General features: G+C 74.0%; 18 protein-coding genes. 10 read left to right on the top strand and 8 right to left on the bottom strand.

Features of this window, described 5'->3' with window-relative positions; all coding sequences use genetic code 11:
• Positions 1 to 71: 71 nt before the first annotated feature.
• The 9 genes from DCS98_RS14390 (at position 72) to DCS98_RS14430 (ending at position 12,012) form a co-directional block, all read left to right on the top strand.
• The gene (locus tag DCS98_RS14390) at positions 72 to 548 is read left to right on the top strand and encodes an NUDIX hydrolase (RefSeq protein ID WP_116452264.1); all 477 of its coding nucleotides are present in this window, start codon (positions 72 to 74) and stop codon (positions 546 to 548) included.
• Positions 545 to 2,920 carry a hypothetical protein gene (locus tag DCS98_RS23065; RefSeq protein ID WP_164704574.1) on the top strand — a complete coding sequence of 792 codons (2,376 nt, stop codon included), beginning with the start codon at positions 545 to 547 and terminating at the stop codon, positions 2,918 to 2,920. Before DCS98_RS14390 ends, DCS98_RS23065 begins: the two co-directional genes overlap by 4 nt.
• Positions 2,917 to 4,920 carry a murein biosynthesis integral membrane protein MurJ gene (gene murJ, locus DCS98_RS14400; protein ID WP_241038010.1) on the top strand — a complete coding sequence of 668 codons (2,004 nt, stop codon included), beginning with the start codon at positions 2,917 to 2,919 and terminating at the stop codon, positions 4,918 to 4,920. Before DCS98_RS23065 ends, murJ begins: the two co-directional genes overlap by 4 nt.
• Positions 4,921 to 5,000: 80 nt before the next feature.
• On the top strand, positions 5,001 to 6,716 hold the full coding sequence (locus DCS98_RS14405; protein WP_116452266.1) for a hypothetical protein: 1,716 nt from the start codon (positions 5,001 to 5,003) through the stop codon (positions 6,714 to 6,716).
• Positions 6,717 to 6,772: 56 nt separating this feature from the next.
• A complete protein-coding gene (gene trxB, locus DCS98_RS14410; RefSeq protein WP_241038012.1) occupies positions 6,773 to 7,783 on the top strand; it encodes a thioredoxin-disulfide reductase in 1,011 nt (336 codons plus the stop codon).
• Positions 7,784 to 7,856: 73 nt separating this feature from the next.
• A complete protein-coding gene (gene trxA, locus DCS98_RS14415) occupies positions 7,857 to 8,186 on the top strand; it encodes a thioredoxin (RefSeq protein ID WP_116452060.1) in 330 nt (109 codons plus the stop codon).
• Between the two features lie 150 nt (positions 8,187 to 8,336).
• Positions 8,337 to 9,506 carry an N-acetylmuramoyl-L-alanine amidase gene (locus tag DCS98_RS14420; RefSeq protein WP_116452061.1) on the top strand — a complete coding sequence of 390 codons (1,170 nt, stop codon included), beginning with the start codon at positions 8,337 to 8,339 and terminating at the stop codon, positions 9,504 to 9,506.
• Positions 9,507 to 9,715: 209 nt separating this feature from the next.
• Complete coding sequence (locus tag DCS98_RS14425; RefSeq protein WP_241038014.1) at positions 9,716 to 11,011, top strand: aminotransferase-like domain-containing protein; 1,296 nt, start codon at positions 9,716 to 9,718, stop codon at positions 11,009 to 11,011.
• Positions 11,008 to 12,012 (top strand): D-alanine--D-alanine ligase family protein, encoded by a 1,005-nt coding sequence (locus DCS98_RS14430; RefSeq protein WP_116452062.1) that lies wholly within the window; start codon positions 11,008 to 11,010, stop codon positions 12,010 to 12,012. Before DCS98_RS14425 ends, DCS98_RS14430 begins: the two co-directional genes overlap by 4 nt.
• A 77-nt stretch (positions 12,013 to 12,089) precedes the next feature.
• Here the strand turns inward: DCS98_RS14430 and DCS98_RS14435 are convergent, their stop codons facing one another.
• From DCS98_RS14435 to rpmH, 8 genes are all read right to left on the bottom strand, one after another.
• Positions 12,090 to 13,124, bottom strand: coding sequence for a ParB/RepB/Spo0J family partition protein (locus DCS98_RS14435; RefSeq protein WP_116452063.1), 1,035 nt, complete (start codon positions 13,122 to 13,124; stop codon positions 12,090 to 12,092).
• Between the two features lie 28 nt (positions 13,125 to 13,152).
• Complete coding sequence (locus DCS98_RS14440; protein WP_116452064.1) at positions 13,153 to 14,196, bottom strand: AAA family ATPase; 1,044 nt, start codon at positions 14,194 to 14,196, stop codon at positions 13,153 to 13,155.
• A gap of 113 nt (positions 14,197 to 14,309) precedes the next feature.
• On the bottom strand, positions 14,310 to 14,909 hold the full coding sequence (gene rsmG, locus DCS98_RS14445) for a 16S rRNA (guanine(527)-N(7))-methyltransferase RsmG (protein WP_241038016.1): 600 nt from the start codon (positions 14,907 to 14,909) through the stop codon (positions 14,310 to 14,312).
• 74 nt (positions 14,910 to 14,983) lie between these two features.
• Positions 14,984 to 15,643 (bottom strand): Jag family protein, encoded by a 660-nt coding sequence (locus tag DCS98_RS14450; RefSeq protein ID WP_116452066.1) that lies wholly within the window; start codon positions 15,641 to 15,643, stop codon positions 14,984 to 14,986.
• A 75-nt stretch (positions 15,644 to 15,718) separates the two neighbouring features.
• Entirely contained in the window at positions 15,719 to 16,792 is a 1,074-nt protein-coding gene (yidC, locus tag DCS98_RS14455; RefSeq protein ID WP_116452067.1) for a membrane protein insertase YidC, read from the bottom strand.
• Positions 16,785 to 17,117: a membrane protein insertion efficiency factor YidD gene (gene yidD / locus DCS98_RS24130; RefSeq protein WP_116452068.1), complete on the bottom strand. Its 333-nt coding sequence runs from the start codon at positions 17,115 to 17,117 to the stop codon at positions 16,785 to 16,787. The genes yidC and yidD overlap by 8 nt, the downstream gene beginning before the upstream one ends.
• Positions 17,114 to 17,494: a ribonuclease P protein component gene (gene rnpA / locus DCS98_RS14465; RefSeq protein ID WP_116452069.1), complete on the bottom strand. Its 381-nt coding sequence runs from the start codon at positions 17,492 to 17,494 to the stop codon at positions 17,114 to 17,116. Before rnpA ends, yidD begins: the two co-directional genes overlap by 4 nt.
• 1 nt (position 17,495) lies before the next feature.
• Positions 17,496 to 17,633 carry a 50S ribosomal protein L34 gene (gene rpmH, locus DCS98_RS14470; protein WP_040338882.1) on the bottom strand — a complete coding sequence of 46 codons (138 nt, stop codon included), beginning with the start codon at positions 17,631 to 17,633 and terminating at the stop codon, positions 17,496 to 17,498.
• 670 nt (positions 17,634 to 18,303) lie between these two features.
• Here rpmH and dnaA point away from each other — a divergent pair.
• On the top strand, positions 18,304 to 20,043 hold the full coding sequence (dnaA, locus tag DCS98_RS14475) for a chromosomal replication initiator protein DnaA (RefSeq protein ID WP_123059666.1): 1,740 nt from the start codon (positions 18,304 to 18,306) through the stop codon (positions 20,041 to 20,043).
• Positions 20,044 to 20,432 lie beyond the last annotated feature (389 nt).

Here is a 20,432-nt window from a genome sequence, read left to right on the forward strand (position 1 = left end):
CCGCCGCCGTGCTCGCTCCTGTCGGCTCCGTGCTCCCGGAGCTGTCGCCGCACGCGCGCTACCCTCCTGGCATGGCTGGGACGGGCGGGCGCGGGCGCCCCGGCCGCCGGCTCCGCCGGGTCGACGAGACCTCAGCCGGGGGCCTGGTGGTCGCCGACGACGGTGTGACGGGGCCCCGTGCCGCCCTCATCGGCCGCACGGACCGGCGCGGGCGACTGCTCTGGTCGCTGCCCAAGGGCCACATCGAGGCCGGGGAGACCCCCGAGGACACCGCCGTCCGGGAGGTGGCGGAGGAGACCGGCATCATCGGCGAGGTCGTCGCCCCGCTGGGGATCATCGACTTCTGGTTCGTCGCCGACGGCCGCCGTGTGCACAAGACCGTGCACCACTTCCTCCTCCGCGCGATCGGCGGAGCGCTCTCCGACGCCGACGTCGAGGTCACCGAGGTTGCCTGGGTGCCGCTGGAGGAGCTCAGCGGCCGTCTCGCCTACGCCGACGAACGGGCACTCGTCGAGCGCGCGCCGGCACTGCTGGCCGACAGCGCGTGACGCCGACGGCGCTGCCGCGCGCCGCCGTCGCCCCCCTGTTCGCCACGGCGCTCGGTCTCGCGGTGCTCGGGCCCGCGGCGCCCGCCCTGGCGGCCCCGGCCGGCCTCCCGGGCCTGACCGCGGAGGACCCGTCGGCCGACCAGGACCCGTCGACCCGGGAGGACGAGGCCGTCGACGCCGACCGGCCGGTGGCCATCGAGGTCGGCCGCTTCGAGCCGCGAACCATCACGCCCGGCTCGCTGGTGACCGTCACCGGCACGCTCACGAACACCGGCGGCTCGACGATCACCGACCTAGGTGTCCGGCTGCAGCGCGGCGCCGTCCTCACCACCCGCGCCGAACTCGCCGCCGACCAGCAGGACCCCGACCCGGCCACCACGGTCTTCGCGCCGTTCACCCCGGTCGACGGCGAGCTGGCACCCGGGGGCGAGCTGCCGTTCAGCTACACGGTCGCCGCCGAGGAGCTGCGCCTGACCGAGGACGGCGTCTACCCGGTGCTGCTCAACGTCAACGGCGTCGTCGACGGGGTCGAGCAGCGCCGCGTCGGGGAGCTGTCGACCTACGTCGTCCAGCAACCGACCGCGCCCCAGGCCACGACGGCGGTCGCCTGGCTGTGGCCGATCGTCGAGCCCTCCCACCGCACGCCGTCCGGCGGCTTCCGGGACGACGGTCTCGCCGATGCCGTGAGCAGCGGCGGGCGCCTGGACCGGGCGCTCGCGGTGGTCGAACGGCTGCCCAGCGGCGTGACCGGCGCCGGCGCCGAGATCGCCCCCGTCCTGCAGGTCGCGCTGGCCGTCGACCCGGCGCTGGTCGAGGAGCTGCAGCTCATGGCGGCGGGGCCCTACGAGGTCGACGGCCGGCCGGGCCGCGGCACGGAGGAGGCGGCGGCGTTCCTCGACCGGCTCGCCGACGCCGCGGCCGTCCACCCGGTGGTGGCGCTGCCCTACGGCGACGTGGACGCGGACGCCCTCACCGGTGCCGGACTGCCCGACGTCATCACCCGGAGCCTGCCCGGGACCCCGGAGGGCACCGCCCAGGACCCGCCCGGCAGCACCCGCAGCGAGGACGGCGCGGCGGCCACCCAGTCCACCGGTGCCGCGGAGTCGTCGGCACCGGAGCCCGAGGAGCCGACGGAGAGCGCCGGGGCGGCCATCCTCGCCGACGCGCTCGACGTCGAGCCGCGCACCGACCTGGCCTGGGCGCCCGGCGGCTCCCTGCGCGCCGACACCGTTCCCGTCCTGCAGGCCGGAGGTGTGCGGCAGGTGGTCCTCGACGCGGGCGCGGTCTCCGAGGGCGACGACGCGACCGGCCTCGCCGACGCCACCGCCGCCGCCCGCACCGCCGTGACCACCGCTGCCGGGCCGCTCGACGTCCTGGTCGCCGACCCGACCCTGGGTGCGGTCGTGGGCTCGGCCGAGCAGACCCCCGGCGGGGCGCGGATGGCCGAGCAGCGCTACCTCGCCGAGCTCGCCCTGCTCAGCCTGCAGGCCCCGGCGGGCACGGAGCAGACGGTCCTCGTGGCGCCGCCGCGCGAGGTCGAGGCCGGACCCGAGGGAGCCGGCTCGATGATGGCCGACACCGCGAGCCTCCCGTGGCTGCGCGCGGCGACGCTGGCCGGGCTCTCGGCCGGGCCGGCCTCCCCCGCCGGCGAGCTCACCGGCCTGCCGGACGCCTCGTCGCTCGACCCGGCCGGCATGCTCGAGGTCGTCGCGGCCGTGACCACCCGCGAGGATCTCGCGGGCGCCGTCGTGGGTGACGACGACACCGCGCTGCGCAGCTACGACGCCGCGATCGCGCGCACCGTCGCGGCGACGCGGCGCGACGACGCGGAGGACTTCCGCCAGGTCGCCACGGCGCTGCACGCGTCGCTGGACCGCGCGCTGCAGCAGGTGACCCTGCTCGCGCCCGCCGACGGCACCTACAGCCTCGGCTCCAGCGACGCCCCGCTGGTGCTGACGGTGCGCAACGACCTGCCCATGACCGTCGAGGTGCGGCTCGACGTGCGCACCCGCGGCAGCCGCGGCCTGTCCATCGGCGACATCGGCACCCAGACGCTGCTGCCGGGGCAGCGCTCGACCCTCCAGGTGCCCACCGAGGTGCGCCAGGCGGGCGGGTTCGCCGTCCGGGCGCAGCTGATGACACCCGGTGGCCGTGCCCTCGGCGACGAGATCTCGCTGCAGGTGAAGAGCACGGCCTATGGCTCGATCTCGCTGATCATCACCATCGGTGCGGCGGGGCTCCTGGGGGTGCTCTTCCTGCGCCGGCTGGTCAACTTCGTGCTGCGCCGCCGCCGCGCCGCCGCCGAGGGGGCCGCGGACGGCGGCCCCGAGGGCGCGCCCCTGCTGCCGCCGCCGAACCGGAGCCCGGTGTGACCGCGGAACCCGACGAACGGCCGGCTGACGGGCGGCCGGCCGACGAGCGGGTGCGCGCCGGCCGGCCGCCCGTCCCGCCTCCGGCGCCCCGTCCCCCGCGGCGCGGGGGCGGACCCGGCCTGCCGCCACCGCCCTACCGCGCCGCCCCACCACCGTCCACGCCGTTCGGGGACGCCGCCCGGACCACGGCACCGGACCAGCCGCCGGTCCCCCCGTCGGTGACCCCGCGGCCCGCCGCCCGGCCGCTGCCCCCGGTGCCACCCCTGCGCAACCGCTGGGTACCCGCCGCCGACGACAACTTCACCCAGGTCATCACCGTGCTGCCGCCGGTGCCCCGCGGGCCGGCCGCGGAGACCGAGGAGGAGGCCGACCAGCGGGAGGGGGCGCCCGGCGCCGCCGGGGGGATCCTGCGCGCCGCCGGGACCATGGCGGTCGCCACGCTGGTCTCCCGGATCACCGGGCTGCTGCGCACCATGGTGCTGGCGGCCGCGCTCGGCGTCGGGCTGGTCAACGACGCCTACAACACGGCCAACACGCTGCCGAACATCGTCTACGAGCTGCTGCTCGGCGGCGTCCTCACCTCCGTCGTCGTCCCCCTGCTGGTGCACGCGCAGGAGCGCGACCGGGACGGCGGGGTCGGCTACGCGCAGCGCCTGATGACCCTGGCCACCGCCGGCCTGGTCGTGGTCACCGGGATCGCGGTCCTCGCGGCGCCGCTGCTCACCGCCCTCTACGGCATCTCCGACAACCCCGAGCAGGTGGAGCTGGCGAACTGGCTGGCCCGCATCCTGCTGGTCGAGATCGTGTTCTACGGCATCGGGGCGCTCGCCCAGGCGATCCTCAACAGCCGCGGCGTCTTCGGACCCCCCGCGTGGGCGCCGGTGCTCAACAACGTCGTCGTCATCGCCACCGGTGGGTTGTTCATCGCCGCGAGCGACCCCGGCGAGCTGACCGAGGTGACCATCACGCCGGGCCAGGTCTGGCTGCTCGGCGTCGGGACCACCCTGGGCATCGCCGTGCAGGCCCTGGTCCTGCTGCCCCTCCTGCGCCGCGCGGGCGTGCCGCTGCGGCCCAGCTGGCGGTGGCGCGAGACCGGGCTGCGCGAGGCCGGGACGCTCGGTCTCTGGGTGATCGGCTACGTGGCGGTCAGCCAGATCGGCGTCGTCGTGGCCACCCGCATCGCCAACGAGGCCGGCCGCGAGGGCGGCCTGGGCTCGAGCGCCCTCGCGATCGCCAGCCTCCTGTTCCAGATGCCCTACGGGATCATCGGCGTCGCGCTGCTGACCGCCCTGGTCCCGCGGATGAGCCGGGCCGCGGCCCGCTCCGACGTCGACGGCGTCGTCCGGGACCTCTCCCTCGGCACGCGGCTGTCCGCGCTCGGCCTGCTGCCGGTCACCGCCGTGCTCGTCGTCCTCGGCCCCCCGCTGGCGGTCGTCGTCTTCGCGCGGGGCAACACGTCCGTCGCCGAGGCGGAGAGCATCGGCGTGGCCCTCGCCGTGGGCGCGTTCGGGCTGCTCCCGATGGCCGTGACGCTGCTGCAGCTGCGGGTCTTCTACGCGATGAAGGACGCCCGCACCCCCACCCTGATCCAGGTCGGCATGGTCGCCGTCCGGGTCCCCCTGCTGCTCCTCGTGCCCGCGGTGGTCGGGCCCGACGACGTGGTGGCCGGCCTGATGCTCGTCACCAGCGTCACCTACGTCGCGGGCTGGGTGATCGGCGACCTGGCACTGCGGCGCCGGCTGGGCGGGCTGAGCTCGCGCACCACCTTCGGGCCGGTGCTGCGCATGGCGGCGGTGTCGGTGGTCGCGGGCGGTGCCGGGTTCCTTGTCCGGAACGTGACCGAAGACCTGTTCGGCACGGCCCTGGCAGGGTCGCTCGGGACGGTCCTGGTCGGTACCGTGGTCATCGGCGGTGTGGCTCTCGCGGGTCTCGTGATCGCCCGTGTGCCCGAGGTCCGGGAGCCCCTCGCGGCGCTCAGGGGTCGGAGGGAGCGCGGGTGAGCGGATCCTCGCGCGGTGCACCGCCACCGTCGGAGCGCTCGCGTCGGCGGCCGCCACAGGACAGGGGGTCGACAGTGTCGATGACATCGACGACCACCGGCCTCCCGGACCGCTACCGGCCGCTCGACCAGATCGGCCCCGACGAGCCCACCCCCACCGGCGTCATCCAGTGCTGGCGGGCCAAGGACCGCGTCCTCAACCGCGACGTCGCGATCCGCGTGCACACCCCGGCCGGTCCGGCCGCGCATGCGTGGATCAGCCGCGCGCTGACCGCCGGCGGCCTGGCCACCCCGGCCCTCGCGATGGTCTACGACGCCTCCGAGGGGACGGGAGACCCCGCCAGCCCCGGCGGCGCCGCGTACGTCGTCAACGAGTGGATCGACGGCGAGACCCTCGCCGAGCGCCTCGCCCGCGGGCCGATGCCCGACCGCGAGGTCCGCACGGTGCTGCGCCGCCTCGCCGAGGGGGTCGCCGAGGCGCACCGCGTCGGCCTGGCCGTCGGCGGGCTCACCCCGGACAACGTGGTGCTGCGCCCGAACGGCCTGGTGGGGCTTCGCGCCGTGCCCGCCGCGACCGGCACGATCGACGGCGACATCACCGCCCTCGGCGCCCTGCTCGAGGCCTGCCTGACCGGGCTCGACCCGTCGGAGCCCGGCCCCCGGCGGCTCACCGGCCCGTCGGACCTCGTGGCGCTGGTGCGCCGGGCGCGCTCCGCCGAGCCCGGGCAGGGCCTCTCCAGCGTCGCCGCCATGGCCTCGCTGCTGGCCGAGCGGTCGCGCCCGGGCCCCATGTCGGCCGCCGCCCGCGCCGAGGAGACCGACAGCGGCTGGCTGCGCCGGCTCCGCGACCGGCAGGCCGAGCAGCCCTCCGACCACCCCGCGGACGGCGCGACCCCGGGTACCGCGGGCGAGGCCGTGCGGCTCGACCCGCAGACGCTGCCCCCCGTGCCGCCGGTGCGGCCGGTCACGGACACCACCGTCGCCCCCGCCGCGCTCGGCGGCGACACGATCGCCGCGGGATCGGTCGCGCCCGCCGCCGGCGCCTACGCCGGGTCCGCGGTGCCGAACCCGCCCACCCGCTACGACGACGAGACGTTCGGCGTCCTGGACGAGGGCTACGAGGAGCCGGCCACCGGCACCACGGACATCGACGAGGACGGCGCCCGTCGGCACCGCCTGGTCGTCGTCGGCCTCCCCCTGCTCGCCCTCCTCGTGGTCGCCGCCCTGGCGTTCTGGTTCGGCAAGGGCGTCATCTCCGTCGCTGGCGACGTCGACGAGACGCCGGGCTCCACGCCGTCGTCGAGCGTGCCGGCCCAGGGCTCCGGCACCGGCGCCGCGGCGGAACCCGGCGCGGCCGTCGCCATCGCCGGCGCCGAGGTCTTCGACCCGCAGGGCGACGGCGACCCCGACAACCCGGGCGACGTGGAGCTGGCCTTCGACGGCGACACCGTCACGTCGTGGTCGACCTACGAGTACCGGGGTTCGCCGGCCTTCGGCAACCTCAAGGACGGCGTCGGCCTCCTCCTCGACCTGGGTTCCGCGCAGGACCTGGCGGCGGTCACCATCACGACCAGCGCGCCGGGCGCCACCGTCGAGATCCGCACCGGCGATTCCGCCGACGCGGGGCTGGACGGGTTCGCCCCGGTCGCCGACGCCGAACTGGGCCAGGAGACCGAGCTGGCCTTCGACGAGCCCGTGTCGGCCCGGTACGTGCTGGTGTGGCTGACCGGGCTGGTGCCGAGCGAGGGCGGCTTCTCCGCGAACATCTCCGAGGTCGGGGTCCGGGCGGCCGGGTAGGCCAGGGCAGCGCGTTGCCGGGGAATGCCGCCCCTACGATCCTCGTTGTGCCGCCCGTGAGTGACTTCCCGACCCCTGGCCCCGCCGTGACGACGGAGGAGATCGCGAACCCCGCGATCCCGCCCGCCGAGCACGACGGCGTCCGCGACCTCATCATCATCGGGTCCGGTCCGGCCGGATACACCGCTGCCACCTACGCCGCGCGCGCCAACCTGCACCCCCTGGTGTTCGAGGGCTCGCAGTTCGGCGGCGCCCTGATGACCACCACCGAGGTGGAGAACTTCCCTGGCTTCCCCGAGGGCATCCAGGGCCCGCAGCTCATGGACGACATGCGCACCCAGGCGGAGAAGTTCGGCGCCGAGCTGGTCGCGCGCGACGTCACCGAGGTGGACCTGACCGCCGAGCCGAAGATCGTGAAGGTGGGCGACGAGGTGCACCGCGCGCACGCGGTGATCGTGGCCACCGGGTCCAAGTACCGGTACCTCGGCCTGGAGAACGAGGAGCGGCTGCTCGGCCGCGGCGTCTCGGCCTGCGCCACCTGTGACGGCTTCTTCTTCCGCGACCAGGACATCGTCGTGGTCGGTGGCGGTGACTCCGCGATGGAGGAGGCCACCTTCCTGACCCGCTTCGCCAAGAGCGTCACCGTGGTCCACCGGCGCAACGAGCTGCGCGCGTCGAAGATCATGGTCAAGCGCGCCCAGGACAACGAGAAGATCCGCTGGGAGCTCGGCAAGCAGGTGACCGACGTCCTCGGCGACAGCACCGTGGAGGCCGTGCAGCTCACCGACGTCTCCAGCGGCACCACCGAGACCGTGCCGGTCAGCGGCATGTTCGTCGCGATCGGGCACGACCCGCGCAGCGAGCTGTTCGCCGGCCAGCTCAAGCTGGACGACGAGGGCTACATCCAGGTCGAGCACCCCAGCACCCGCACCAACATCGACGGCGTCTTCGCCTGCGGCGACGTCGTCGACCACATCTACCGGCAGGCCATCACCTCTGCCGGCACCGGTGCGGCCGCAGCCATCGACGCCGAGCGCTGGCTCGCCGACACGTTCGACGAGCGCTGACCGGGCATACATCCACCTGCCCGTCGGTTGACCCGACAGGCACCCAGCAAGCCGAGACAAGGGAGAACGACCCATGGCAGGCAACACCGTCACGGTGACCGACACCAGCTTCGCCAGCGACGTCCTGGGCAGCGACAAGCCCGTGCTCGTCGACTTCTGGGCGGAGTGGTGCGGCCCGTGCAAGATGGTCGCCCCCGTCCTCGAGGAGATCGCCGCCGAGCACGGCGACAAGCTGACGATCGCCAAGCTGAACATCGACGAGAACCCGCAGATCGCCCGCGATTACCAGGTCATGTCGATCCCGACCATGACGGTGTTCCAGGGCGGCAAGCCGGTGAAGAGCATCATCGGCGCCAAGCCCAAGGGCGCGATCCTGAACGACCTCGCCGACTACATCCGCTGATCCCCGGCCAGGCCGGGGCTCACGCTGAGCCACCTGGGGCCCGCCCGTCCACCCGGACGGGCGGGCCCCTTGCTCGTCCGGGTGGACCCCGGTGGGCCGTCACGGTCCGCGAGGACGACAATCAGGGACACGATGGGAGCCGACAGCCGTATGCAGATCCTGCGCCTCGGGGACCGCGGTCCCGCCGTCGCCGACGTGCAGACGGCGCTCCGGAGCCTCGGCCTGCTGCCCGACGGTGACGGCACCGCCCAGGCCCGGCCGCCGCACGCCATGGCCACCCTGCCGAACATCGCCCTGGACGACGCGGAGTACGACGCCGCCACCGAGCTGGCGGTCCGTCACTTCCAGCAGAACCGGGGCCTGTCGGTCGACGGGCGGGTCGGCGAGGAGACCTACCGGGCGCTGAACGAGGCCCGCTGGTCGCTGGGGGACCGGCTGCTGCGCTACGACCCGGAGCGGCCCATCCGCGGCGACGACGTCATCAGCCTCCAGGAGCGGGTGCACGAGCTCGGCTACGACGCCGGACCCGTCGACGGCGTCTTCGGGCCCGAGACCGAGGTGGGGCTGCGCACCTTCCAGCGCGACTACGGCCTCACCGCCGACGGCACCTGCGGCCCGGCCACCCTGCGGGCGCTGCGCCAGCTCGGCCGCAAGGTCACCGGCGGCCGGCCGCAGCTGCTGCGGCAGAGCGCCTCGTTCGTCGACAGCGGCCCGCACCTGATCGGCCGCCGCATCGTGGTCGACCCGGGGCACGGCGCAGCCGAGACCGGCTTCGTCGAGGGCGAGACCACCGAGGCCGACCTCGTCTTCGACCTGGCCTCGCGCATCGAGGGACGGCTGGCCGCGGCCGGCGCCACGGTCTACCTGACCCGGGGCCGCGACCAGAACCCGTCACCGGCCGAGCGCACCGCGTTCGCCAACGACGCCCGCGCCGACCTGTTCATCGCGCTGCACCTGGACGCGCACAGCTCCGAGCACGCGCGCGGGGTGGCCAGCTACTACTACGGCACCGGGTCGGGCGCCTCGTCCACGGTCGGCGAGGAGTTCGCCAACCTGGCCCGCCGCGAGGTCCTCGCCCGCACCGGCATGCTGGACCTCGGGTCGCACCCCAAGACCTGGGACCTGCTGCGGATGACCCGCATGCCCGCCGTGCGCCTCGACTGCGGCTACCTCTCGCACCCGGTCGACCGTCTGCTGCTGCTCGACGCCCGCGTGCGCAGCGCGGTCGCCTCCGCCGTCCTGGCCGCCGTCCAGCGGCTCTACCTGCCGGCCGAGGCGGACCCGCCCACCGGCACCTTCGTGCTCCCCGAGCGCATCTAGCCCGATTCCAGTCCATTTCTGCAGGCGGCCCGGTCGTGCCGCCGCCGGGCGTCCTTACACTCGTGAAGGTGCCCACCACCCCGCCCGGCTCACCCGCCGGTCCCGGTCAGCAGGGGACGCACCTGACGCACGGTGCGCATCCCCACGTCGTGCCGCGGCATCCGCGGCTTGACCCGCTGGCGGACAGGTACGCAGCACGCACGCACGGCATGAAGACCTCGGAGATCCGGGCGCTCTTCTCCGTGGTGAGCCGGCCCGAGGTGGTCTCCCTGGCCGGGGGCATGCCCGCGGTCACCGCGCTGCCCCTCGACGCCGTCGGCTCCATGATCGGCGACCTGGTGTCCGGGATGGGCGCCCAGACGCTGCAGTACGGCTCCGGGCAGGGCGATCCGCGCCTGCGCGAGCGGATCTGCGACGTCATGGCCCTCGAGGGGATCTCCGACGCCTCGCCGAGCGAGGTCGTGGTCACGGTCGGCTCGCAGCAGGGCCTGGACCTGGTCACCCGCGTCTTCGTCGACCCCGGTGACGTCATCCTCGCCGAGGCGCCCTCCTACGTGGGCGCCCTGGGCGTCTTCCAGTCCGCCCAGGCCCGGGTCCGGCACGTCGCCATGGACGACGACGGGCTGATCCCCGAGGCGCTCGAGCAGGCGCTGGCCGAGTGCCGGGCGGCCGGCGACCGGGTGAAGTTCCTGTACACCGTGCCGAACTTCCACAACCCGGCCGGCGTGACGCTCACCGAGCCCCGCCGCGAGGCGGTCATGGCCATCGCCGAGCGGTACGACCTGCTGATCGTGGAGGACAACCCCTACGGCCTGCTCGGCTTCGACCACGAGCCGATGCGGGCCCTGCGGGCGCGTGACTCCCAGCGGGTCATCTACCTCGGCTCGTTCTCCAAGACCTTCTCGCCGGGGCTGCGGGTCGGCTGGGTGCTCGCGCCGCTCGCCGTCCGCGAGAAGCTCGTCCTGGCCACGGAGGCGCAGGTGCTCTGCCCGCCGTCGCTCACCCAGTACGCCGTCGCCCGCTACCTGGACACCCAGCCGTGGCGCGAGCAGATCAAGCTGTTCACCGAGCTGTACCGGGAGCGCCGGGATGCCACGCTGGAGTCGCTGGACGCGATGATGCCGGCCGGCACGACCTGGACCCGCCCCGACGGCGGCTTCTACGTGTGGCTCAAGCTCCCGCACGGCCTGGACGCCAAGCTCATGCAGCCGCGCGCCGTGAACGCCCTGGTGGCCTACGTCCCGGGCATCGGCTTCTACGCCGACGGCAGCGGTCGCGAGTACATGCGGCTGTCCTACTGCTACCCGGAGCCGGACGCCATCCGGGAGGGGGTGCGGCGCCTGGCCCGGGTCATCGAGGCCGAGCTGGACCTGCACTCCACCTTCGACACGGTCGACACCGGCACCTTCCGCGCCGTCCGGCCCGGCGCCGAGGCGCCGTTCACCGGGTCGGGCACGATCGTCGGACCCGCCAACAGCGACACCTACGAGGACGGACGGGCATGACCCATCCCTCAGCAGACCGGTCGACGGCCCCCTCGCCGGCACGGGACGCCGCCGTCGGGCTGCGCGCCGTCGTCCTCAGCGGCGGCCTGACCTTCGAGCGCGAGGTCAGCCTCTCGTCGGGGACGCAGGTGTGGGAGGAGCTGGCCCGCGCCGGCGTGGACGCGGAGATCCGCGACGCCGACGCCGACCTGCTGCCCGGGCTGGCCGCCTCGCCGGCGGACGCCGTGTTCATCGCGCTGCACGGCGCGACCGGCGAGGACGGCGCCCTGCGGGCGGTGCTCGACCTCGCGGGCGTGCCCTACGTCGGCTCGCCCGCCGCCGCCTGCCGGCTGGCATGGGACAAGCCGGCCGCGAAGTCCGTCGTCCGGGCCGCCGGTGCCACGACGCCCGACTGGGTGGCCCTGCCGCACAGCACGTTCCGCGAGCTCGGCGCCGGCGCCGTCCTCGACCTGATGGTCGCCCGCCTCGGCCTGCCCCTGATCGTCAAGCCCGCCTCCGGCGGCTCCGCGCTCGGCGTGCAGAAGGTGAGCAACGTCGAGGAGCTGCCGGCCGCGATGGTCAGCTGCTTCGCGTACGGCGACACCGTCATGGTGGAGCGCTTCGTCGAGGGCACCGAACTGGCGATCTCGGTGATCGACCTGGGGGAGGGGCCGCAGGCGCTGCCGGCGGTGGAGATCGCCCCGGCGTCGGGCGTCTTCGACTACACCGCCCGGTACACACCCGGGCTGACCGAGTACCACGCGCCGGCCCGGGTGTCCGGCGACGTCGCCGCCCGCGCCGCCGCGCTGGCCGTCCGCGTGCACGAGGTGCTCGGGCTGGCCGATCTGTCCCGCACCGACGCGATCGTCTCCCCGGACGGCGACGTCCACTTCCTCGAGGTGAACGTCTCGCCGGGGATGACCGAGACGTCCATGTTCCCGATGTCGGTCGAGGCGGCCGGCCACGAGCTGGGCGAGGTCCTCGCCGGTCTGCTCGCGCGCCGCGCGGCGATGGCCCGCTAACGACCGGAGGCCGGCCGACGAGAAAGGCCGGGAAACGTCAGTGACGTTTCCCCGCCTTTCTCCGTACGTGTGGCGGATCAGGCCTCGGGGCGCCGTCCGGTGATCTCCGGGGCCATGACGCCGATGATCCGCTGGAGGTCGTCGACCGATCCGAACTCGACGACGATCTTCCCCTTGGACCGGCCGATCTGGATCTTGACCTTGGTCTCGAACCGGTCCGACAGGCGGGAGCCGAGCTCCTCGACCCCCGGGGCGGAGATGTTCCGCGTCCGCCGCTTGGCGGTCGGCCGCTCCGCGGCGGCCAGGGCGACCGCCTCCTCGGTGGCGCGCACCGACATGCCCTCGGCGACGATGCGGGTGGCGAGGGCGTCCTGCGCCTCGGGGTCGGGCAGGCCGAGCAGCGCACGGGCGTGGCCGGCCGAGATGACGCCGGCCGCGACACGGGTCTGGACCTTCACCGGGAGCTTCATCAGCCGGATGGTGTTGGTGACCTGCGAGCGGCTGCGCCCGATCCGGCCCGCGAGCTCCTCGTGCGTGGCACCGAACTCCTCGAGCAGCTGCTGGTAGGCGGCGGCCTCCTCGAGGGGGTTGAGCTGCACCCGGTGGATGTTCTCCAGGAGGGCGTCGCGGAGCATCGCGTCGTCGGTGGTGTCCCGCACGATGGCCGGGACGGTGTCCAGCCCGGCGGCGCGGGCGGCCCGCAGCCGGCGCTCACCCATGATGAGCTCGTAGGCGCCGTCCCCGTTCTCGCGGACGACGATCGGCTGCAGGAGACCGAACTCCTTGACGCTGTGGGTGAGCTCCTCCAGCGCCTCGTCGTCGAAGACCTGCCGCGGCTGCTTCGGGTTGGGGACGACGGAGGTGACCTCGACCTCGCGCAGCTGCGCGCCCGGCACACCGACGGCGCCGGCAGCGTCGTCCACCGGCTGCACCGGCGAGGGCGCCGTGCCCTCGGCCGGCGGTGCCGGGTCGGGGACGAGGCTGACCGCCGGTGTCTCCGCGGCGGGAGCCGGCGGGGCGGGAGCGGCGGCCGCCGCCGCGGTGTGCTCGGGAGGAGCACTCGTGGGGATGAGGGCCGCCAGGCCCCGGCCCAGGCCGCCGCGCTTCGTCATGACCGCTCTCCGCTCACCCGTGGGCTGCTCACTGGCTCTCCTGCGTGCTGACTGCGTGCTGTGCGGCGACCGGAGGAGCGGGGCTGACGCCGGCCATGCCCGTGCGCTCGAGCGGCGGGAGGTCCACGCCGCGCTCGGCGAGCTGGCGGGCCGCCTCGACGTAACTGGTGGAGCCGCGCGACCCCGGGTCGTAGGTGAGGACCGACTGCCCGTAGCCCGGCGCCTCGGAGACGCGCACGTTGCGGGGGATGACCGCCGGCAGGACGAGGTCGCCGAAGTGGTTGCGCACCTCGTCCGCCACCTGGTCGGCGAGCTTGGTCCGACCGTCGTACATCGTGAGCAGGATCGTCCGGACGGAGATCCCCGGGTTGAGGTGCTGGCGCACCAGGTCGATGTTGTTGAGCAGCTGGCCCAGCCCTTCCAGCGCGTAGTACTCGCACTGGATCGGGATGAGGACCTCGTCGCCGGCGACCAGCGCGTTCAGCGTGAGCAGGCCCAGCGACGGCGGGCAGTCGATGAGCACGTAGTGGGGCCGCTGCTCGGGCGGGAGCTCGTGCACGTAGGCCTCGATCGCGCGCCGGAGCCGGTGCTCGCGGGCGACCACGGACACCAGCTCGATCTCCGCGCCGGCCAGGTCGATGGTCGCCGGGACGCACAGCAGCTTGGGGCTCGCCGTCGTCGGGTGGACGACCTCGGCCAGCGAGCTGTCGCCGACCAGGGCGTCGTACACCGAGGGCGTCCCCACCGTGTGCTCCACCCCGAGGGCGGTGCTGGCGTTGCCCTGCGGGTCGAGGTCGATGACCAGCGTGCGCAGCCCGTAGAGCGCGAGGGCCACCCCCAGGTTCACCGTCGACGTGGTCTTGCCGACGCCGCCCTTCTGGTTGGCGATCGTGATGACCCGGATGCGACTGGGCGCCGGGAAGGGATCCTGGTCGGCCGCGTGCAGCACGCGGGTGGCGCGCAGCGCCTCCATCGCGATGGGGCTGTCGAAGTCCGCCATCCCGGCGGAGGAAGGAGCGGACGCCTGGTCGGCGGCGAGGCTGCTGCGCAGCCGCTCACCGGGGTCGGTCATCGCGGGTCCTTCCTGGTTCGCCTGCGTCGGGGCGGCACGGTCATCTGCGCCCCCGTTTCACGTGGAACGGGTCGCAACTGCACCTGTTCCACGTGGAACAGCGATGTGCAGGCTCACCGTGCCCCGCGCGTCATGACCACCACGGTAGTGGCAGCGTCCCCCAGCTCGGCACCGACGGCCCGCGGATGCACGTCACGCATCCCGGCCGCGGTCAGTTCGGGCAGCATCGCCGGGAGCTCGGCCAGCGCCCGGGCGCCCACGAGGGCGACCAGCTGCGTCCCGGGCCGCATCAGCCCCCGGCACCAGCCGACCAGCCGGGGGAGCGGGGCGACGGCGCGAGCGGTGACCACGTCGACGGGTCCGACCGCCGTGACGACGGACCGCTCCTCCGCCCGACCCCGGACGACCCGCCACGTGCGGCCCGTCGGGGCACCGAGCGCGGCGACCGCCTGGTCGAGGAACTCCACCCGCCGCGCCATCGGCTCGACGAGCGTGAGGACGACGTCCGGCCGGGCCAGACCCAGCGGGATCCCGGGCAGGCCGGCACCGCTGCCCACGTCCACGACCCGGGCGCCGTCCGGCACCGCCTCGGCCACGGCCGCGCTGTTGAGGACGTGCCGCTCCCAGAGGCGGGACACCTCGCGCGGGCCGATCAGGCCGCGCACGACCCCGTCCGACGCGAGCTGACCGACGTAGCGCTCCGCGAGCGGCAACGCGTCACCGAAGACCCGCGCCGCGGACGCCGGCGCGGGCGGTGCACTCTCCCCGGCGGGGCCGCCCTGAGCCGTCACTTGTCGGGCAGGACCACGACGCGGCGGTTCGGCTCCTCGCCCTCGGACTCGCTGTGCACGCCCGACACCGAGGCGATGACGTCGTGGACGACCTTGCGCTCGAACGGGTTCATCGGCGACAGCCGCTCGGGCTGGCCGCTGGACGCCACCCGGCGGGCGGTGTCGCCGGCCAGGGCGGTGAGGTCCGCCCGGCGGCGGGCGCGGAACTCGCCGATGTCGAGCATGAGACGGCTGCGCACCCCGGTGGACTGCGCCACCGCGAGGCGGGTCAGCTCCTGCAGCGCCTCGAGGGTGGCGCCATCGGGGCCGATCAGATCGGTCAGCTTCCCGCCGACGATGGCCACCGACGCACGGTCGCCCTCCACGTCGAGGTCGATGTCGCCGTCCTTGTCCAGGATGTCGAGCAGGCGCTCGAGGTAGTCGCCGGCCACGTCGCCCTCGCGGACGAGCAGGTCGTCCCCGGCGTCGTCGTCCTCATCCGCCTCGTCCGCCTCGTCCGTGTCGGCGTCCTCCACGACCGCGTCGGCACCGAGGGCGTCGTCCGTGGCGAGGTCGGGATCACCGACGCCGCTCGCGGCCGGGGTGAGGACGGTGCCGGGCGCCGTGCTGGTCTCGCTGTCCGTGGCGGTGTCGGTGGGCTGCTGCGGGGCACTCACGGGGGTTCCTCCCAGGTCGGTGCAGGCGTTCCGGGCGGACCCGGTGGTCTGTGGGGCGTCGGGGGCGGCAGGCGCTCAGCGGCGCTTGCGCTTCCCCCGGTTCGGCGGCGCCTGGCCGGCCCGCGTGGCTCCGCCGGCCTTGCCGGGCGGACGACCGTTGGCCGACCCGTCGTCCGTCGGCGGGGCGCCGTCGCCGGCCTGAGCGGTGTCGGCGGCCGGCGCGGTGTCTGCAGCGGGCGGGGTCACGGGGCGGCCGGCCTTGGGGCGGACCGGCTTCGCGCCGGGCTTCGGGGCCAGCGTCTTCGGGTCGATGACGGGCTTGTCCGCCGCCGCCTTGGCCTTCGCTGCGTCGGAGCCGGGCGGCGGCATCTTGCGCAGGATGAAGAACTGCTGGCCGAGCGTCCACAGGTTGTTGGTGAACCAGTAGAGGAGGACGCCGATGGGGAAGAGGAAGCCGGAGACGAACAGACCGGCCGGCATGACGTAGAGCAGGATCTTCTGCACCATCGCGGCCTGGCCCTCGACCGGGCCGGAGCGCTTCATGATCTGCTTCTGCGTGAAGAACGTCGTGAAGCACATGATCACGATGAGCACGAACGCGACGATGCGGATGTTCGTGTACGTGACCCCGGGGATCGCGAGGATCGCCGCTTCCTTCTCGCCGGTCATGTTGAACGACGCGGAGATCGGGGCGCCGAAGAGCTTCGCGCGGGCGGCCTCGTCGGTGAGCTCGTTCGACCAGCTGTAGAGACCTTCGGCACCCGGCTGCAGCCGGCGCAGGACGTGGAACAGCGACAGGAAGACCGGGATCTGCGGCAGGATCGGCAGGCAGCCGGCCAGCGGGTTGACCCCGCGCTCCTTCTGCAGCGCCATCATCGCCTGGCTCAGACCCTGGCGGTCGCTGCCGTACTGCTTGCGCAGCTTGGCCATCTCCGGCTGGAGTTCCTGCATGGCCCGCTGCGACTTGATCTGCTTCACGAACAGCGGGAAGAGGATGAGGCGGATCGTCACGACGAGGAAGACGATCGCCAGCACCCAGGCCAGCCCGCCCAGCCCGCTCTCGGGGGACGGGTCGCCGAACAGCCAGTTCCACAGCGAGTGCCACCGCGCCATGACCCAGGAGATGGCGGTGTACAGCCAGTCAAGCAACGGAGGACTCCTCGTTCGCCCGGCGGTGGGCCGGCGGGTCGGCTCGGTGGTGCGGTGTCTGCGGCGCTGCAGTGCCCGACGAGCGGGCGGGCCCCCCGGTTCCACGGACGGCGTCCGGGACGAGGTCGACGCCACCCGGGTGCCACGGCGCGCACTTCACCAGCCGTCGCAGCGCCAGCCAGCTGCCGCGCGCCGCGCCGTGCCGGCCGATCGCCTCGGCCGCGTAGGCGCTGCAGGTGGGATAGAAGCGGCACCGGGGCGGGAGCGCCGGGCTGATCGCCCGGGAGTAGAAGCGGATGCCGGCCAGGAGCGCGCGCCCGATCATGGCTGCCGGACCCGGTCGCCGAGCAGGCGGTCCAGGCCGGACTCCAGGTCGCGGCGCAGCAGCCCGGAGGTGGCCGCACCCGCCTCGGGCCGGGCCCGGACGACGAGGTCGGCGGTCGGCGGGAGCCGGTGCAGCTCCTCGCGCACGACCGCGCGCAGGCGGCGGGTCACGCGGTGGCGGACCACCGAGTTGCCCACCGTCTTCCCGACCACGAAACCGGCCCGGGCGGTGGGTGGGGACGTGACGTCGCCACCCGACTGCTCGGGCCGTTCGGGGAGGTAGTGGAGCACCATGGTCGGCCGCCCGGCGCGCCTGCCGGTCCGTACGACCGCGGTGAACTCCGGACGCCGGCGCAGGCGTGCCTGCGCGGGCAGCACGTCAGGCGGAGAGCTTCTCGCGACCCTTGCGCCGACGGCCGGCGAGGATCGCCCGGCCCGCGCGGGTACGCATCCGCAGCCGGAAGCCGTGGGTCTTCGACCGTCGGCGGTTGTTCGGCTGGAACGTGCGCTTGCTCACGAGGTACTCCCACTACACGACATCGGCGGTGCGCACCCACCGGTGGGCGGGCGCGCGCGGGGCGACCGGGACGGACGGCGATGTGCCGCGCCCCTGCCGACCCCGGAAGCTGGTCACTGCGGAGCGGTTCACCGGCGTTCTCCACCTGCGCGGGGGCACCGCACGGGCAGCGAGGGCGGCCGGAACCGTCCACAGACTCCCGCCAGCATAGCCGAGGAAACGCCGCTGCCGGGAACCGGGCGGATCGCGACTCCGCATGGTCCCCCCGGCGCGGTGCCGGAGCGCGGCGGCACGCCGGAGCCGACGCGCCCGGGCGCGTCGCAGGAGCGTTGCCGGGCTGTGGATGAGGCTGTTAGCGTCGCCGTCGCTCCGCGTCGGACGTCATGGTCACGGCGCGCGGGCCGACCCCCTCGGTCAACCGACCGTCGAACCGTCCGTCCTCCCGCCTCCACTGGCCTCCGACCAGCAGCGATGCCCATCGGTGCCGGACCCGCGCCCGGCCCCGGCAGCCTCGCTCGCCGGCCGTGCACAGCCTGTGGACACCGGTGTGGACCCAGTGCGTCCGTGCATCCACAACGGGTGGTCCTCCTGGACCGTCCACCGGTGCCGGGGACGCCGGGGAACCGGACGAGGGACCGGGGTCGACACCGATCGGGGAGGAAGAAACGGCATGGCCGATGCCACGCTGGACCTGGCGACCGTCTGGGACCAGATCCGCGAGCGGCTGGCGACGAGCCTGTCCCCTCAGCAGAACGCGATGCTGAACCTCACCCGTCCGCTGATGCTGGTCGAGGACACCGCAGTGCTCGCGGCGCCCAACGAGTTCACCCAGACCGTGCTCGAGTCCCGGATGCGCCGGGTCCTCGCCGAGGCGCTGTCCGAGCAGTTCGGCCGCGACATCCGCGTCGCCGTCCAGCTCGAGGACGCGCCCGCCGGCCCGCAGACCGAGATCCAGGACGACGAGCCCACCCGCCGACCGTGGTCGGCCGCCGAGGCACAGCGCGCCGAGGAGGACCGGGCCAGCCGCGACCGAGCCGACGACGGCCGCAGCGCCTTCGGTGTCCGCGCCGACGCCGTCGGCTCCGCACCGTGGGACCGGGACTCCGCCGACGAGCCGGCCCGCGCCGACTCCGAGGTCCGGGAGCTGCGCCCGGCCGACCGTGCGCCGGTCGACCGCGGGGCCCCGGAGGACTGGGCCACCACGACCTGGGGCGCCGAGCCCACCGGCCGTGACTGGGGCGGCTCGGACGACGGCGGCCCGGCCGACGTCCTCCCCTTCGACCTCGACGCACCGGCCGACACCGACCAGCGCGGTCGTGCCGCCGGCGGGGGAGGCCGCGGGCGCCGTCCCGAGTCCGGCCGCCCGGCCGGGCTGGACCCGGGTCTGAACCCCAAGTACGTCTTCGACAGTTTCGTCATCGGCAACAGCAACCGGTTCGCCCACGCCGCGGCGGTCGCGGTGGCCGAGGCCCCGGCCCGCGCCTACAACCCGCTCTTCATCTACGGGGAGTCCGGGCTCGGCAAGACGCACCTGCTGCACGCGATCGGCCACTACGCGGCGCGGATGTTCCCGAACGTCAAGGTGCGTTACGTCAGCACCGAGGAGTTCACGAACGAGTTCATCAACCTGGTCCACTCCGGCCGGGCCGAGGACTTCCGCCGGCGCTACCGGGACATCGACTTCCTGCTCATCGACGACATCCAGTTCCTGGAGCGCGCCGAGCGGACGCAGGAGGAGTTCTTCCACACGTTCAACACGCTGCACAACGCCAGCAAGCAGATCGTCATCACCTCCGACCGGGCGCCGAAGAAGCTGACGACGCTCGAGGACCGGCTGCGCACGCGGTTCGAGTGGGGCCTGATCACCGACGTCCAGGCGCCGGACCTGGAGACCCGCATCGCGATCCTGCGCAAGAAGGCGTGGGGCGAGCGGCTGCAGGTGCCCGACGCGGTGCTGGAGTTCATCGCCAGCAAGGTGCAGACCAACATCCGCGAGCTCGAGGGGGCGCTCATCCGCGTCACCGCGTTCGCGTCGCTCAACAAGCAGCAGGTCGACCTGCCCCTGGCCGAACTGGTGCTCAAGGACCTGATCAGCGACGAGCAGGGCCCGCAGATCACCGCCGCGATCATCATGGCCGCCACCGCGGAGTACTTCTCCGTGACGATGGAGGAGCTGCAGGGCTCCAACCGCAGCCGGACGCTGGTCAACGCCCGCCAGATCGCGATGTACCTGTGCCGCGAGCTGACCGAGCTGTCGCTGCCTCGGATCGGTGCGTCCTTCGGCGGCAAGGACCACACCACGGTCATGCACGCGGTCAAGAAGATCACCAACCTGATGAGCGAGCGCCGCGCCACCTACACGCAGGTCACCGAGCTCACCGCCCGCATCAAGAGCCGCGCCCGGCAGTAGGTCGACGACGACCGTGGCCCCGTCCGGAGGCTCGCCCCGAGCCTGCGAGGGGTGAGAGGGACGGGGTCCTTCGACTGCGCGGGACCCTCCGGGCCCCACTCGGCGCGACCAGTGCCGTGCCCAACCCTCGCTCGTCGGTCATCCGCCGGCTACCCCAAGTCATCCCTCAACCCCTATCCCAGGGTTTGTCCACAGCGGTGGACAGAAGTCGACACCGGAGATGCCGCCATCGAAGGCGGTAGCAGCCGGTATCCGGCCGGTGACCGTCGTCTACTCGTCGAGAAGTTGTCCCCAGACATGTGCACAGGTTGGGGAGATCTCGTGCCCGTGACGTCACCACCGGTGACTTCCGGCGCCCACCCCTAGCCCATCACCGGGCATCCACACAA

The sequence above is a fragment of the Blastococcus litoris genome (assembly GCF_003075095.1).
GTDB lineage: Bacteria > Actinomycetota > Actinomycetes > Mycobacteriales > Geodermatophilaceae > Blastococcus_B > Blastococcus_B litoris.

Excerpts from the sequence above, each read along its gene's own strand:
- DCS98_RS14390 (WP_116452264.1), top strand. The coding sequence starts at position 72 with ATGGCTGGGACGGGCGGGCGCGGGCGCCCCGGCCGCCGGCTCCGCCGG.
- DCS98_RS14405 (WP_116452266.1), top strand. The coding sequence starts at position 5,001 with ATGACATCGACGACCACCGGCCTCCCGGACCGCTACCGGCCGCTCGAC.
- trxA (WP_116452060.1), top strand. The coding sequence starts at position 7,857 with ATGGCAGGCAACACCGTCACGGTGACCGACACCAGCTTCGCCAGCGAC.
- DCS98_RS14420 (WP_116452061.1), top strand. The coding sequence starts at position 8,337 with ATGCAGATCCTGCGCCTCGGGGACCGCGGTCCCGCCGTCGCCGACGTG.
- DCS98_RS14425 (WP_241038014.1), top strand. The coding sequence starts at position 9,716 with ATGAAGACCTCGGAGATCCGGGCGCTCTTCTCCGTGGTGAGCCGGCCC.
- DCS98_RS14430 (WP_116452062.1), top strand. The coding sequence starts at position 11,008 with ATGACCCATCCCTCAGCAGACCGGTCGACGGCCCCCTCGCCGGCACGG.
- DCS98_RS14435 (WP_116452063.1), bottom strand. The coding sequence starts at position 13,124 with ATGACGAAGCGCGGCGGCCTGGGCCGGGGCCTGGCGGCCCTCATCCCC.
- DCS98_RS14440 (WP_116452064.1), bottom strand. The coding sequence starts at position 14,196 with ATGACCGACCCCGGTGAGCGGCTGCGCAGCAGCCTCGCCGCCGACCAG.
- yidD (WP_116452068.1), bottom strand. The coding sequence starts at position 17,117 with ATGATCGGGCGCGCGCTCCTGGCCGGCATCCGCTTCTACTCCCGGGCG.
- dnaA (WP_123059666.1), top strand. The coding sequence starts at position 18,304 with ATGGCCGATGCCACGCTGGACCTGGCGACCGTCTGGGACCAGATCCGC.